Here is a 15,022-nt window from a genome sequence, read left to right as displayed (position 1 = left end):
CTTCCGCTGCCGGTCGCCGTTTGCCCCCGCGCCGACCTGGTGAGCCGGGACCGCCCCGACGCCCCGCCGCCCCTTCCGCGTGGCATCCGTATCGCCCACATCGTTCCGGCCGCCCACAGCCTTCCCCGTCGCCGGACCTCTTCCTCGTCGCCCTCGTCGGTGCCGGCCAGGGATGGGCCCACTTGAGCCGCTTGCCCCGGCCGACGCAACAACCAGCCGGCGCAACAACCGGCCGGTGAATCAAGCCGCCGACGCAACAATCGGCTGGTGCAACAACCCGCCAGTGCAATAACCAACGACCCGCAGTGCATCGACCGACCGGTGCATCAATGCGCCTCCGACGGTTGGTTCGCCGTCCGGAGCGCAGGATGGAGGTATGGAGCTACGCATTTTCACCGAGCCCCAGCAAGGGGCTTCCTACGACAGTCTTCTGAAGATCGCCAAAGCTACGGAGGACCTTTCCTTCGATGCGTTCTTCCGTTCGGATCACTATCTCCGCATGGGCAATGCCGACGGGCTGCCCGGACCGACGGACGCCTGGATCACCCTGGCGGGGCTGGCCCGGGAAACCAAGCGCATCCGTCTCGGGACGCTGATGACGGCGGGCACCTTCCGGCTGCCGGGTGTGCTGGCCATCCAGGTGGCGCAGGTCGACCAGATGTCCGGCGGCCGGGTGGAACTCGGCCTCGGTGCCGGCTGGTTCGAGGAGGAGCACAAGGCTTACGGCATTCCGTTCCCCAAGGAGAAGTTCGCACGGCTGGAAGAGCAGCTGGCGATTGTCACCGGCCTGTGGGCCACCGAGGCAGGAAAGGAGTTCAGCTACGACGGGACCTATTATCAGCTGGAGAATTCGCCTGCGCTGCCCAAGCCCGTCCAGGGCAAGGTGCCGGTGCTGGTCGGCGGACACGGTGTCAGGCGCACACCGCGGCTGGCGGCACAGTACGCCGATGAGTTCAACATCCCCTTTGCCTCGCTCGAAGACAGCGAGCGCCAGTTCGGACGGGTGCGGGCGGCCGCTGAAGCCACCGGGCGCAAGGGCGATGAGCTGGTGTACTCCAACGCCCTCGTGGCCTGCGTCGGCAGGAGCGATGCCGAGGTGGCACGACGGGCCGCGGCCATCGGGAGGAACGTGGACGAACTGAAGGCCAACGGCCTTGCGGGCTCACCCGCCGAAGTCGTCGACAAGATCGGGCGGTATGCCGCCGTCGGGGCGTCCCGTGTCTACCTGCAGATGCTGGACCTGGATGATCTCGACCACCTCGAGCTGATCTCCGCGCAGGTGCAGTCCCAGCTGGCCTGACGGCTGAGCGGGCGTCGGACGGCGCCGCCGGAAAACCGGTGTGGATCGCGGCGTACTAGGGCAATACTCGGACGCGTGTTCCTGACGATAGCCACCACCGGCAGCGCCGACCGTCCCGCGACCGACCTCGGATTCCTGCTGCACAAGCATCCTGACAAGGCGCAGCAGTTCTCGACGTCGCACGGCACCGCGCACGTCCTCTATCCCGAGGCCGACGCTCAACGGTGCACGGCCGCACTGCTGTTGGACGTCGATCCGATCGCCCTGGTGCGCCGGAGCCGGGGGAAGGGGCGCGGCGGTGCTCCGGATTCGGCGCTGGGGCAGTATGTGAACGACCGGCCGTACGCGGCCTCGTCGCTGCTGGCGGTGGCGCTGAGGAGCGTCTTCGCGAGCGCGATGAAGGGGCAGTGCGCGGCGCGGCCCGAACTGGTGACGCGCACGATGCCGTTGCGTGTCGAGGTGCCGGTGCTGCCCGCCCGGGGTGGTGCGGCGCTGGTGCGCAAGCTGTTCGAGCCGCTGGGATGGACGGTGCAGGCCGAGCCCCTGCCGTTGGACGAGACGTTCCCGGAGTGGGGTGACTCGCGCTACGTACGGCTCGCGCTGGAAGGGGAGTGCACTCTCGCCGAGGCGCTGCGGCATCTGTATGTGCTGCTCCCGGTGCTGGACGACGCCAAGCACTACTGGGTCGCGGCGGATGAGGTCGACAAGCTGCTGCGGGCCGGCGAGGGCTGGCTGGAGGACCACCCTGAGCAGCGGGTGATCGTCGGACGCTACCTCGCGCGCCGCTGGTCGCTCACACGTCAGGCCATGGAGCGGCTGGAGCTGGAGCGGCTGGCCGAGTCGGACGACGTGGCCGCCGAGATGATCGACAACGCGGTGGACGAGGAGGCGGACACGGAGGAGAAGCCGGTGCCGCTCGCCGCGCGGCGGCGGGAGTCGATCCTCACCGTGCTGCGCTCGGCCAAGGCGGCGCGGGTGCTCGATCTGGGCTGCGGGCAGGGTCAGTTGGTCGGTGCGCTGCTCGAGGAAGGGCAGTTCACCGAGATCGTCGGTGTGGATGTGTCGATGCGCGCGTTGCACGAGGCGCGGCGCAGGCTTCGGCTGGACCGTATGCCCGAACGGCAGTCGGAGCGTGTGCGCCTCGTGCAGGGGTCCCTGGCGTACACCGACAGCAGGCTGAAGGGCTATGACGCGGCGGTGCTCAGCGAGGTCGTCGAGCATGTAGATCCGGCGAGGCTGCCGGCGCTGGAGTATGCGGTGTTCGGGTCGGCCCGGCCGCGGACCGTCGTGGTGACGACGCCGAACGTGGAGTACAACGTGCGCTGGGAGTCGCTGCCGGCCGGCCAGGCCCGGCATGCGGACCATCGCTTCGAGTGGACACGGGAGGAGTTCCGGCAGTGGGCACGGGAGGTCGCTGCGCGGCACGGCTACGAGGTGAGCTTCGCCCCGGTGGGCCCGGACGATCCCGAGGTGGGCCCGCCCACCCAGCTCGCGCACTTCCGTATCCACGGTGAAGACGGCGGCCACGGCCAAGGCGGTGGTAACCGTGAGAACAGCGGTAACTGTGAGAGCAGCGGTAACCGTGAAGACAGCAGCACGTCGGCGAACGGGAAGGAGGTCGGGGAATGACGGACGACGGCCGTACGGAGTACGGAGACGAAGAGCAGCACGCGCAGCACGCGCGCGAGGACCGGCAGAGGGACAGGGCCCAGCAGGAGCGCGGGCCGCAGCCGCAGCCGCTGCCTCGACCTGAGCCGGGGCCGGAGTCACCGCCTCGGTCCGAGCCGGAGCCGCAGTCCGCGCCGGAGGGGCGCACGCTCGCCGTGCCCGATCTCTCGCTCGTGGTGCTGGTCGGAGCCACCGGGTCCGGGAAATCGACCTTTGCCGCCCGGCACTTCCGGCCGACCGAAGTCCTCTCCTCCGACTTCTGCCGGGGACTGGTCAGCGACGACGAGAACGACCAGAGCGCCAGTGGCGATGCGTTCGAGGTGCTGCACTTCATCGCGGCCAAGCGGCTGGCCGCCGGGCGGCTGACGGTCGTGGACGCGACTTCCCTGATGATTGAGCGTGTTCAAGCGTCAGGGGAGGCGTCAGTTGCAAGAGTGGTGCGTGGTGTGGGTGCCCGATCCGGGGCAGTGGGGATCGCTGCCGCCTGAGGGCGTCCTGGGGGTACAGGACCTGCCAACCGAGGTCGCCCGGATCGGTCTGCGGCCAGGTGATCCGGTGTTCATTGCGCCGGACGGAACGGTGGACCGGGACCTGCTGAATTTCGTCCGGTCCGTCGAATTCCGGGATCTGGAGCGGGAGACCAAGCGGAAATTACGCGACGGATATCCGGCCGCTTCTGACTTTCCTTTCCTCGCGCGGCGTTTCGTGGAGGCGGGCGACGCGGCAGGACTTGGCGGACTACCGGCACTGGAGATGCCGAGCTCCGGAAAATCCCCGCCGGATCGGCGGGACGAAGTGGAACCGAGAGGCGGCCGCGTTCACCAAGCTGTTCCGGTGGGCGAAGGTGTCCCCGCTGCCGGTGGACATCGTGCGCCGCGAGGACCGGGCCGCGGACTCGGTGAGCTCGCGCGTGCTCTGGCTGACGCCGCGGACCTGGGGCTTGTGGTCCGACATCGGGTTGCGCGGTCACATCCGTACAGGGATGCCGGCGCCGGGGTGGGAGTCACGGACGGAGTTGCGCAACACCAGCTTCGTGCAGCTGCTGCTCAGCTCCGGCCTGCGCCGGCAGGAGGGTGGTTCACTGCTCACCTTTGAACTGCCCTGCCAGCGTCTGCGGTTCGGCCGTTACTGCCATGGCCGCGTTGCCGCGGCGGCCACCCGGTCGAAGCAGAGCCGGGTCTTCTACGCGTCGGTGGACGCGGTCGGTCAGGCCGAGGCATACGTCGAGTCCGAGCGGGCGTGGGCGGTGCAACGTGCCCAGGTGGAAGGCCGTTACGAGCGGCTGCCCATGATGCGGCGGGTCACGAAGGTGACGCGGGGTCTGAGACCGAAGGTCGAGTGGGTCGATGCGGACGGCGTCGTTGGCGAGCAGGAGCTCGGCCGCCTGGGGTGGCGTGAGCGGCAGTGGCTGTTCCTGGAGGGACCAGACGGGCCGGAGCCTGCGTGGTTGTGGCTGACAGAGCAGGGACTGCCGATGGCCCCGGACCGGTGGAACGGCGTATTCAGGGCGGCGAACCTGCGCTGTGAGGAGGTCCTGCTCACCGCGGAGGAACGGGAGGTCGAACGGGGCTTCCGGTTGGCGGAGGTACGCGGAAAGAGTCCGTACGCCACGCCGCACGCCGCGCGTCATTCGATGGCCCTCTACATGCTGGTCTTGCTGAACCAGCTGGTCGAGACCCGCTATGGGCTCTCGGCCGCAGACCGGCGGGACTTCGCCATGCTGTTCGGCGATCCGTGGTGGCTGGGGAAGACACTCCTCGGTCACGCGGACGTGGAGGTGACGAAACGGCACTACCTCGCGCCGGTCACGCACCTGCAACTGGAGTCGATCCTGGCCGCGGCCGAACCCGCCAGCGAGGAGGAACAGCAGGTCGAGGACCTGGACGGTGTGTTCACCCGGCTCGCCCGGGAGTCGGAGGGCATCCAGGACATCGACGCCGTCCTTGAGGCGGCCCGGTGACCGGGCGGGGACGGCGGGCCATCCTGCCGCCAGCCGATCACCGCACCGAGCCGCCGCTGGCTCCCGACGGGCTTGTGGTGACGGTCGTCAACAAGGCCGGATACGAGATGACGTTCGACTTCGCCGAACTACCCGTCGCCGAGGCGATGCAGCGGTCGCTGGCCGAGGTCTTCGCGATCCGGTCCGCGGGCTGGAACAGTCACGAGACCGCACGGGCTTCCTGGATCACGGTGAAGATGTTCGCGCGGTTCGTCGCCGAGCTGGAGCATCCCTCGCAGGACCTGGGGGACTTGACGTCCGCCATGCTCAAGCGCTGGCGCGCGAGGCATATCGGCACCAACAGCGGCAAGAACGTGCTGCGGCAGGTTCGGCCACTGCTGCGAGCAGATCCGCGGCTGGCTGCGGGGCCGGTGGGTGAAGAACTGGCCCGGCGCATCCCGAAGACCGTGCCGATCAAGCAGTCGTACGGCAAGGAGGAGCGGGAGCGGGTCCTGCGGGTGGCCCAGCGGCAGTTTCGGACCGCCCTGCTGCGGATCCGCGAGAACACCATCCTGTTGGAGAGGTGGCGGGCTGGCGACCTGGAGGAAGGCAGCCACGATGAGCGCCTGGGCCAGGTACTCGATCACCTCGCCCAGACCGGCTACGTCCCGCACGCGGTCATGCCGAGCGGGGAGTTCGTGAAGGACCGTGCGCTACTCGGCGGCACCAGCCCGGAGAACATGTGGGGCAGGCTCTTCCTGTCACGTTCCGAACTCACCGCGCTGGGCGTGCTGCTGACCGACCGGTTCGGCTGGAACCTGTCCGTCTACGACCGGATGCCAGCCCCGACCACCGCCCCGTCCGCCGGATCGACGGCCACGGTGACCTATCAGGTTCAGATCGAAAAGCGCAGGCAGGGCGGAGGCCGATGGTTCTCCACGGAGAACATCACCGACTCCGGAGCCGACTCCTCCGGCAGACTGATCACTCAGGCGTTGGAAGCCACCGCACATGGACGGGCCCTGGTTCATCGTCTCGCGCCCGACAACAACCTGTTGATGGTTGCGCGGATGCACTACCCCAAGCGGAGGCACCAGCGCACGGAACGGCCCCGCCCGGTGGGCCCCTGCGCCTTCGGTATCGGCAACGGTGACGCCCAGCTGTGGTGGACCACGCATGACCTGGGCGGATCTCCGTTCCAGAGGGCGCGCAGGACGACGGTGACGCGGGAAGGCCGTCCCCTTCAGCACAGCCAGGGCGCCCATCAGAGCATCTACGTGCTGCCCGACGAGCATGTTCAGCACGCTTCACGGAGCGTCTTCGAAGCCGGTGCCCGCGAGGCCCTCGAACAGGCCCAGGCCGTGGTCTTCGTCGGCGACATTGCCGATGCCCCGGCCCCCGGCCACGAGCAGACCGTGACCGCGGACTGCGCGGATGAGACGGCCAGCCCCTGGCCCGACGCGAAGGGCGGCTGCGGCGCGGACTTCCTGCTCTGCCTGGCCTGCCCCAACGCCCGGGTCCACCCCGGCCATCACCCCCGGCTCGCCTATCTGCACCAGAAGCTGCACAGCCTTCGGTCCGTCCTGCCCGACCGCACCTGGAACGAGCACTGGAGGGAGCACGTGCTCCGCCTTGAGGACCTGCGCGACAAGGTCGGCCCGGCGGCCTGGAACGCGGCGCTCGCCCGCGTGAACGACGAGGACCGGGCCCTGGTCCACCTCTTGGTGAAGGGAGATCTCACCCCATGACCGCCGTCGGCGCCGCTGCCGAGATCGACACGTACGTGCTGGCCATGCCGGCCCCGGACAGCCCCGTGGTGCTGCCCCAGTGGATCAGTCCGGGCAACTCGCACCCGAACTCTCGCTACCAGGACGCTATCTGGTCCATGGCCCCGCTGATCGACAACCCCGGCACGGGCCTGGTCAAGCTCCACTGGAAGAACTGTCCGGAACCCCTGCGTGACCAGGTGAAACTCGCGGCCTGGACGATGCTCAACGGCCAGCTGAGGCCCACCTACCTCCAAACCCGAGGAGTCCAGGCCCGGTCCCGCTCGGGTGCCCCGGACATGCTCGCCACCTGTCTGGAGTGGATGCGGCTCGCCCGCTGGCTGCACGAGCGTCAGATCACCAGCCTGGGGGCCTGCACCGAGACGGAATGGCGGGCCTACGCGCGTGAGCGTCTGCACCAGGTGTCCCGCGACACCGCGGCGATCATCTGCGTCCGGCTGGCGAACCTGTGGGCGTTCGACCAGCTCAGCGCACGACCATCGGGCATCACCCGGCCTCCGTGGGAGACCGAAGGAGTCGACGACTTCCTCCCCGCAACCGGTACAGCCCCCGGCGGGGAGAACGCGACGGAACCGCTGGACCCACTGGTTCTCGGGCCGCTGTTGATCTGGGCCATCCGGTTCGTCGACGACTTCGCCGACGACATCCTGGCGGCCTGGGCCGAACGCCGCCGCCTGATCGCCGTCACCGCCGCCACGAAGGCTTCGCCGGCCGGATGGGCCGCGCTGGAGGAGTGGCTGCTGCCCATGGCGCGAGCGGGTCACCCGCTGCCAGCCAGCTCGGAGAAACGCGAGATCCAGATGGCCACCACCTACATCGCCGCTCTCACCGGCTCGAACCGCGGCCAGGTGTCGAGGTTCGTCCAGCAGCACGGCCTCGCAGAGATCGCCGCAGCACGACCAGGGCCCTGCCCGCTGCGGTTGCCGGTCGCCGGGCAGATCAACGGCAAGCCCTGGCGCGAGCACGTGGACTTCAACGAGGCCGCCGAGCTCATGCGGCACCTGGGTACGGCCGCGACGATCATCCTGCTCTATCTGACCGGGATGCGTCCCCAGGAGGTGCAGGGGCTGCGTTCCGGCTGCTGCCCCGACCCCGAACCCACCGCCGACGGCACAGAGGGACGGCACCTGATCCACAGCCACCACTACAAGAACGTCACAGACGACGACGGCAACCACATCTCCGCAGGCGAAGTCCGCCAAGTGCCCTGGGTCGCGATCACACCGGTAGTCCGCGCCATCCGCGTGCTGGAACGCATCGTCCCCAAGGGCAAACTCCTCCTCGGCGCCGCCCACCACGCATTCCGCTCCAGCCACAGCTACGCGGGCGCGCTGAAGAAGGCCACCTTGACCTTGCGCATCGAGTCCTTCGTGAACTGGGTGAACCGCGAGGCCGAGACGCAGGGCCTCCCCAGCGAGACCATCCCCGACGACCCCCACGGCGCGATCGGACTGAGCCGGTTCAGAAGGTCCCTGGCCTGGCATGTCGCCCGGCGCCCCGGAGGACTGATCGCGCTCGCCATTCAGTACGGGCACATGCGCACCGTCCTCGACGCCCGCACCTCCAGCGGCTACGGCGCCCGCGGCCGCCGAGGCATCCACGCCATTCTCGACGTCGAAACGGCCCTCGCCGCCGCCGACACCGCAGCCCGACTGCGCGACCGCGTCGCCGCCGGAGAGAACGTCTCAGGGCCCGCCGCCCGCCGGGCCCTGACCGCCGCCGCCCACACCCCTCGTTTCGAGGGCCGCATCGTCCTCCGCACCTTCGCCAGGAAAGCCAGCGCCTTCCTCGCCCGTGACGGCATCGTGCTCTACGACAACCCCGATGCGTTCCTGATCTGCGCCTTCAAGCACGACAACGCGCTTTGCGACCCAGAACCCGGCGCGACCGCCCCACGTCAGTACGACTGCCGACCCAATTGCGGCAACACCGTCCGCACTGACACCCACGCCCGACAACTCCGCGAACGCGCCGGCGAACTTGACCAGTTCGCCGCCCACGCCCCCGGACCAGTCAGCAAGCGCCTGCGGGCCAACGCCAACCGGCTCCGCGAGACGGCCGCCGCCCACGACGCCACCGCACACTCCGCCGAGGCCCTCACATGAACCAGCAGCACCAGGACGAACGCGCCCGCATCCGCGAGGCCATGGACCGGCTCCTGACCGGACAAGCCACCGCCTCCAACGGCAGCCTCACGATCGTCGCCCTCGTCGCCCTCGTCGCCCTCGTCGCCCTCGTCGCCCTCGTCGCCCTCGTCGCCCTCGCCGCCGAGGCCGACGTCCACCGCATGGCTCTCCTCAAACGCCACGTCGACCTGAAGAACGAGTTTTACGAACGCGTTCGCGCCGAAACCCGCCAAGTCCCGGAGACCGAGAAACGACTCCGGGAAACCGTCACCAAGCTGAAGAAGACCATTGCCAATCAGAGAACCGAGATCGAAGAGCTCCGCCGGCAGGTGACCAGGCTCGCCCTCGCCAGCGCTGTGCTCACTCAAGAGGACGACAGGCAAGCTGGACACGCACTTGAACCGGACAACGTCGTTCTGTTCCGCCCGCCGAAGGCCTGAACCCGTCCAGCTCCCAGGGCTGTCATTGTGCGTGACTGCGGGAGCTGCTTCGAAGTGACAGCGGGGGTGAGCGGCGCGGGGCCTTGATGTCGTGGACCGCGCCGGGCAGTGCAGGCGATGCCCACACCAGTCGCCCGGCGGGATCGGTAATGATCTGCACGTTCATGCCGTGCTTCTCATGTTTCCCAGAGTAGAAGGGCCGGTCGGCCGCGATTCGGTCGATCGGCAGCAGCGTGCCGTCCAGGGTCACGAAGGCCTTGGTGGACGCCGTGCAGGCCGCGGTCCGCAGCTTGGAAGCAAGCGCGGCGAGGACCGCACCCGCAGCAACCGCTCCAAGCGCTGAACACTTCGCGAAGAACCCGCTGCAGGCGGTCGCGAGCCCACAGGTCGGCAACGACAACGACGAAAAGCGGATCAGCGCGCCGGCTCAGACGTGCCTCGCGCCTGGTCGCGGCTGGCGACCACCAGGTATCCATCGCTCTCGGGGTCGAAGGTGGTGGACTGCACCGTGAGCCCGACACTCCGCAACTGCGCCACGAGGTCCTCGTACCGGTAGGGCCAGATGGACAACCGCTCCGAGCAGGCTCGCACTGCCCCATCCGGCTCGATCTGGGCGACCACGATCTCGAGGAAGTGTTCCTGCTCCCAGCGCTGCTCGATCTGCCAGTAGTAGCTGACGACCGCATCGCGGTCGTTGCGGCGGATGAGTCGATCGCGGACGTCTACCCGTGAGCCGGCGGAGCGCACGAGCTCCCAGTTGCGTGACGTGAGCACGAGGCGTCCGCCCGGATTCAGCAGCCGCGACATAGCTTCCAGTGCGGTCAGGCGCCCGGCTGCGCCCTCAGCGTGCCCGAGCGAGTTGCCGACGCAGAACACCAGATCGAACGTGGAGTCCTCCAGGTGGTCGGGCAGCTCGTCCCAGCTCGCGCGGAGGGCTCGAAGCGAGACACCCTGCTCGTCGGCGGCCTTCTCGGTCCGGCGAACCATCCCATTGCTGGCGTCTGCGGCGACCACGTCAAGGCCAAGACTCGCGAGACCGACGGCGAGCTGGCCGGTTCCACACGCGCAGTCGAGGACGCGCGCGTTGGGCGGCAGAGAGCCCACGACATCGCTGTAATAAACCGCGGCTGCATTGGCGGGGGTCAACCTGTCGTCCCCGATCAGCCACTCGTATACGTCAGAAAGCGCCCCATAACCAGCCACCGCGATAACCTCCATCACTCGACGACACGCGGGCTAGACCGCGCCTGCGATTCGGACCTTGCGCCTCGCACTGTGCCGGGCCGTATCAGCGAAGCATTGAGCAGGACCCAACCACTTCCGGCCGCTGAGACTCCACCGGATTTCGTGGGAAACCGCGACACGCCGCACCGACGCAGGTCCCTACTCCACCGGCGCCCCATCGGCCCATGATGGGGACCGCGGCCGGCCAGCGCGCGTTCACTGCGGAGCACTTTAGGCACAGCCATCCAAACTGATTGCCGAAACGCCGCGTCCGGATGAAGGGCCGTCAGCGACCGCCTCTACTGCCGTGAGCCAACCGCGTTCACGGCCCCGCCGGGATTCGCTCGACGTGAACATTAGAACTTGACAGGGAACGCGACGAATGTGCAGTCCGAAGCGCGCGCCCAGCTGGTGCGGCTGGCCCGGGAGCATGACGTACTGCCGGTGGCGATCGTCCTGGACGTGCCCGAGCAGGTCTGCGCCGCACGCAACGCCGCGCGCAGCGACCGGGCCGGGCTGCCCCGCCGGGTCATCCAGCGCCACCAGCGTGAACTCCGCCGTTCGCTGCGGCATCTGGAGCGCGAGGGCTTCCGCAAAGTGCACGTCCTCCGGGGGCCGCAGGAGGTGGAGTCGGCCGAGGTCGTCACGGAGCGGCGGTTCAACGACCTGCGGCACCTCACCGGCCCGTTCGACATCATCGGCGACATCCACGGCTGCCGTTCCGAGCTGGAGACCCTGCTCGGCAGGCTGGGCTATGCGCTGGTGCGCGACGGACACGGCCGGGCCGTGGACGCCGCACACCCCGAGGGCCGTACCGCGGTCTTCGTCGGCGACCTCGTGGACCGTGGGCCGGACAGCCCCGGAGTGCTGCGTCTGGTGATGGGCATGGTGGGAGCCGGGCATGCGCTGTGTGTGCCGGGCAACCACGAGAACAAGCTCGGCCGCCACCTCAAGGGCCGCAAGGTCCGGCCCACCCATGGGCTCGCCGAGACCATCGAGCAGCTGGAGAAGGAGGACCCCGCCTTCCGCACCGAGGTCGGGGAGTTCATCCGCGGTCTGGTCAGCCACTACGTCCTGGACGGCGGCAGACTCGTGGTCTGCCACGCCGGGCTGCCGGAGAAGTACCACGGCCGGACGTCCGGCCGGGTGCGCTCCTTCGCGCTGTACGGCGACACCACCGGCGAGACCGATGAGTTCGGCCTGCCGGTGCGCTACCCGTGGGCCGAGGACTACCGCGGCCGTGCCGCCGTCGTCTACGGCCACACCCCCACCCCGCGCGCCAACTGGCTCAACAACACCCTCTGCCTGGACACCGGCTGTGTCTTCGGCGGTGCGATGACCGCGCTGCGCTGGCCGGAGCGCGAGCTGGTGGACGTCCCAGCGGAGCGGGTCTGGTACGAGCCCACGAAACCGCTCGCCACCGAGGCGCCGGGCGGGGCGGACGGCCGTCCGCTCGACCTGAACGATGTGGCGGGGCGGCGGATCGTGGAGACCCGTTACATGGGCCGGCTCGCGGTCAGGGAGGAGAACGCCGCGGCCGCCCTGGAGGTGATGAGTCGCTTCGCGATCGACCCGCGCCTGCTGCCGTACCTCCCGCCGACCATGGCGCCGTGTGCGACCTCGGCTGAGGACGGCTACCTGGAGCACCCCGCGGAGGCGTTCGCCGGGTACCGCGCGGACGGGGTGCGGGAAGTGGTGTGCGAGGAGAAGCACATGGGCTCCCGTGCCGTGGTCCTGGTGTGCCGTGACGAGACGGTGGCCGAGGCGTTCCCGCACGGACCCGACGGCAGCGGAGGCACCCCCACCGGGCTGTCGAAGGGGGTGCCGGGCGCCCTGTACACCCGCACCGGCCGGCCGTTCTTCGACGACCCGGAGACGACCGGACGCATCCTGCGGCGGATCCGGGACTGTGTCGAAGAGGCCGGTCTGTGGGCGGAGCTGGAGACCGACTGGCTGCTGCTGGACGCCGAATTGATGCCGTGGTCGCTGAAGGCGACCGGTCTGCTGCGCAAGCAGTACGCGGCCGTGGGCGCGGCGTCCCGAGCGGCGTTCCCCGGCGTGCTCGGCGCGCTGGAGTCGGCGGCCGCCCGCGGGGTCGAGGTGTCCGCGCTGCTCGCCCGGCAGCGGGACCGGGCCGTGGACGCCGCCGCCTTCACCCAGGCCTACCGGCGCTACTGCTGGCGGGTGGGTGCGGAGCCGGCACAGGCCGCAGGTGTGCCGGACAAGGATGCTGCCGGTCTGCCGGATGCAGACGCCGCAGGTGTGCCGGACGCGGATGTCGCCCAGGCGCCGGGCACCGTGCGCGCTCCGGCCCCGGACGCGGGCGACGCGGCGTCCGTCCAGGCCTCGGCCCCGGATGCGGACGAGGCACCGCACGCTGGGCGGACCGGTGTGCCGGACGGTATCCGGCTCGCGCCGTTCCAGATACTCGCGGTGCGGGGCCGCAGCCTCGCCGGGCTGCCGCACACCGACCAGCTGGCGCTGATCGACCGGATCATCGCGGCGGAGGCCGTGGTGACGGCCAGGGAGGAGGGTGCGGCGGCCGACGGCACCCCGCAGCGGCCGGGCCTGCTCGCCGCGACCCGGCGGATCATCGTCGACACCGAGGACGAGACGTCGGTCGCGGCCGGTACCGCCTGGTGGCTGCGGCTGACCGCCGACGGCGGCGAGGGCATGGTGGTCAAGCCGGTTCAGGCGCTGATACGGCAGGGCGACGGACGGCTCGTCCAGCCGGGCGTCAAGTGCCGTGGCCGCGAATACCTGCGGATCATCTACGGGCCGGAGTACACCCGCCCGGAGAACCTCGCGCGCCTGCGCGTCCGTCATCTGGGCCACAAGCGTTCGCTGGCCCTGCGCGAGTACGCACTGGGCCTGGAGGCGCTCGACCGGCTGGCGGACGGCGAACCGCTGTGGCGGGTGCACGAGGCGGTCTTCGCGGTGCTCGCGCTGGAGTCGGAGCCGGTGGACCCGCGGTTGTAGGCCGGTGGACCCGCGGCTGCGGGCGGGCCGAAGCGGCGTACGGGCCGCGAGGGAGGGGCGCCACCGGTAGCGCCTCGGCAGCGCCCCCGGCCCCCCGCGCCGCCCGCCGCCGCATGCCCCGGGCGACCGACATCCGCCGACTCCCTCCGCCGGGCCGTCCGAGCGGCCAAGATGGGTGGATGGGATTCCAAGTCGACTCCGAGGCCGGGCGGCTGCGCCGGGTCATCCTGCACCGCCCCGATCTGGAGCTGAAGCGGCTCACGCCCTCCAACAAGGACGCCTTGCTCTTCGACGACGTGCTGTGGGTGCGCCGGGCGCGGGCCGAGCACGACGGGTTCGCGGATGTGCTGCGCGACCGGGGGGTGGAGGTGCACCTCTTCGGGGACCTGCTCGCCGAGAGCCTGCAGATCCCCGCGGCGCGGAAGCTGGTCCTCGACCGGGTCTTCGACGAGAAGGAGTACGGGCCGCTGGCCACCGACCACCTGCGGGCGGCCTTCGAGGAGCTGCCGGTGCCGGAGCTGGTGGAAGCGCTGGTCGGCGGCATGACCAAGCGTGAGTTCCTGGAACGGCATGCCGAGCCGACCTCGGTGCGCTTCCATGTGATGGATCTCGACGACTTCCTGCTGGGTCCGCTGCCCAACCACCTCTTCACCCGCGACACCTCGGCCTGGATCTACGACGGGGTCTCGATCAACTCGATGCGCTGGCCGGCCCGGCAGCGCGAGACCGTGCACTACGAGGCGATCTACCGCCACCACCCGCTCTTCCGTGACCAGGATTTCCATGTCTGGTCGGAGGGGCAGGCGGACTTCCCCTCGACCATCGAGGGCGGCGACGTCCTGGTGATGGGCAGTGGCGCGGTGCTGATCGGCATGAGTGAACGCACCACTCCGCAGGCCGTGGAGTTGCTGGCGCGGGGACTGTTCGCGGCGGGTTCGGCGCGCACGATCGTGGCGCTCGACATGCCCAAGCGCCGGGCCTTCATGCATCTCGACACCGTCATGACCATGATCGACGGGGATACCTTCACCCAGTACGAGGGGCTGGGGATGCTCCGCTCGTACACCATCGAACCGGGCTCGGGCGACCAGGACCTCAAGGTCACCGATCATCCGCCGGAGCATATGCACCGCGCCATAGCGGCCGCGCTGGGCCTGTCCGACATCCGGGTGCTGACCGCGACCCAGGATGTGCACTCGGCGGAGCGAGAGCAGTGGGACGACGGCTGCAATGTGCTGGCGGTGGAGCCGGGCGTGGTGGTGGCGTACGAGCGCAATGTCACCACGAACACCTTTCTCCGCAAGCGCGGCATCGAGGTGATCACGATTCCGGGGAGCGAGCTGGGGCGCGGACGCGGAGGGCCGCGCTGTATGAGCTGTCCGGTGGCGAGGGACGCGGTGCCGGGGGCAGCCTGGGCGTGAACCCGGATCCGTTCGGCAAGGTGTGACCCCGGAGCCGTCCGGGGAGTGTGACCCGGTATCCCTGCCATGGATGTCCCTTCCGTGGATGTCCTTCCATGGGCGCCCTTCCGTGGGGCGTGGCCCTGGTCCGTGGGAGAG

At 69.6% G+C, this 15,022-nt stretch carries 9 protein-coding genes and 2 pseudogenes; 9 read left to right on the top strand and 2 right to left on the bottom strand.

Annotation, left to right across the window (positions count from 1 at the left end; genetic code table 11):
- Positions 1 to 376 precede the first annotated feature (376 nt).
- The 7 genes and pseudogenes from D9V36_RS11990 (at position 377) to D9V36_RS11960 (ending at position 9,260) form a co-directional block, all read left to right on the top strand.
- The gene (locus D9V36_RS11990; RefSeq protein ID WP_129293763.1) at positions 377 to 1,300 is read left to right on the top strand and encodes an LLM class F420-dependent oxidoreductase; all 924 of its coding nucleotides are present in this window, start codon (positions 377 to 379) and stop codon (positions 1,298 to 1,300) included.
- 75 nt (positions 1,301 to 1,375) lie between these two features.
- Complete coding sequence (locus D9V36_RS11985; protein WP_241720844.1) at positions 1,376 to 2,929, top strand: 3' terminal RNA ribose 2'-O-methyltransferase Hen1; 1,554 nt, start codon at positions 1,376 to 1,378, stop codon at positions 2,927 to 2,929.
- Positions 2,926 to 3,366 (top strand): annotated as a pseudogene (locus D9V36_RS41975) (AAA family ATPase); the annotation flags it as partial. The gene D9V36_RS11985 and the pseudogene D9V36_RS41975, both read left to right, overlap by 4 nt.
- Before the next feature lie 461 nt (positions 3,367 to 3,827).
- A complete protein-coding gene (locus D9V36_RS11975) occupies positions 3,828 to 4,928 on the top strand; it encodes an integrase (RefSeq protein WP_347239708.1) in 1,101 nt (366 codons plus the stop codon).
- On the top strand, positions 4,925 to 6,655 hold the full coding sequence (locus tag D9V36_RS11970; RefSeq protein WP_129293762.1) for a hypothetical protein: 1,731 nt from the start codon (positions 4,925 to 4,927) through the stop codon (positions 6,653 to 6,655). Before D9V36_RS11975 ends, D9V36_RS11970 begins: the two co-directional genes overlap by 4 nt.
- Positions 6,652 to 8,799, top strand: a complete 2,148-nt coding sequence (locus tag D9V36_RS11965; protein ID WP_129293761.1) for an integrase — start codon at positions 6,652 to 6,654, stop codon at positions 8,797 to 8,799. Before D9V36_RS11970 ends, D9V36_RS11965 begins: the two co-directional genes overlap by 4 nt.
- Positions 8,796 to 9,260, top strand: coding sequence for a hypothetical protein (locus D9V36_RS11960; RefSeq protein WP_129293760.1), 465 nt, complete (start codon positions 8,796 to 8,798; stop codon positions 9,258 to 9,260). The genes D9V36_RS11965 and D9V36_RS11960 overlap by 4 nt, the downstream gene beginning before the upstream one ends.
- A 70-nt stretch (positions 9,261 to 9,330) precedes the next feature.
- Here D9V36_RS11960 and D9V36_RS11955 read toward each other — a convergent pair.
- Together D9V36_RS11955 and D9V36_RS11950 are read right to left on the bottom strand one after the other, a co-directional pair.
- A pseudogene (locus D9V36_RS11955) lies at positions 9,331 to 9,573 on the bottom strand (transposase family protein); the annotation flags it as partial.
- A 101-nt stretch (positions 9,574 to 9,674) separates the two neighbouring features.
- Positions 9,675 to 10,478 (bottom strand): class I SAM-dependent methyltransferase, encoded by an 804-nt coding sequence (locus tag D9V36_RS11950; protein ID WP_206739650.1) that lies wholly within the window; start codon positions 10,476 to 10,478, stop codon positions 9,675 to 9,677.
- Between the two features lie 369 nt (positions 10,479 to 10,847).
- Here D9V36_RS11950 and D9V36_RS11940 point away from each other — a divergent pair, with 369 nt between their 5' ends.
- Together D9V36_RS11940 and D9V36_RS11930 are read left to right on the top strand one after the other, a co-directional pair.
- A complete protein-coding gene (locus tag D9V36_RS11940; protein WP_241720843.1) occupies positions 10,848 to 13,463 on the top strand; it encodes a polynucleotide kinase-phosphatase in 2,616 nt (871 codons plus the stop codon).
- Between the two features lie 179 nt (positions 13,464 to 13,642).
- A complete protein-coding gene (locus tag D9V36_RS11930; protein WP_164992938.1) occupies positions 13,643 to 14,884 on the top strand; it encodes an arginine deiminase in 1,242 nt (413 codons plus the stop codon).
- Positions 14,885 to 15,022 lie beyond the last annotated feature (138 nt).

Origin of the sequence: Streptomyces lydicus, assembly GCF_004125265.1 — a bacterium.
Classification (GTDB): Bacteria; Actinomycetota; Actinomycetes; order Streptomycetales; family Streptomycetaceae; genus Streptomyces; species Streptomyces lydicus_C.
Note: the sequence above shows the minus strand (reverse complement) of the source record. Positions and strands in the feature narration are given on the sequence as shown.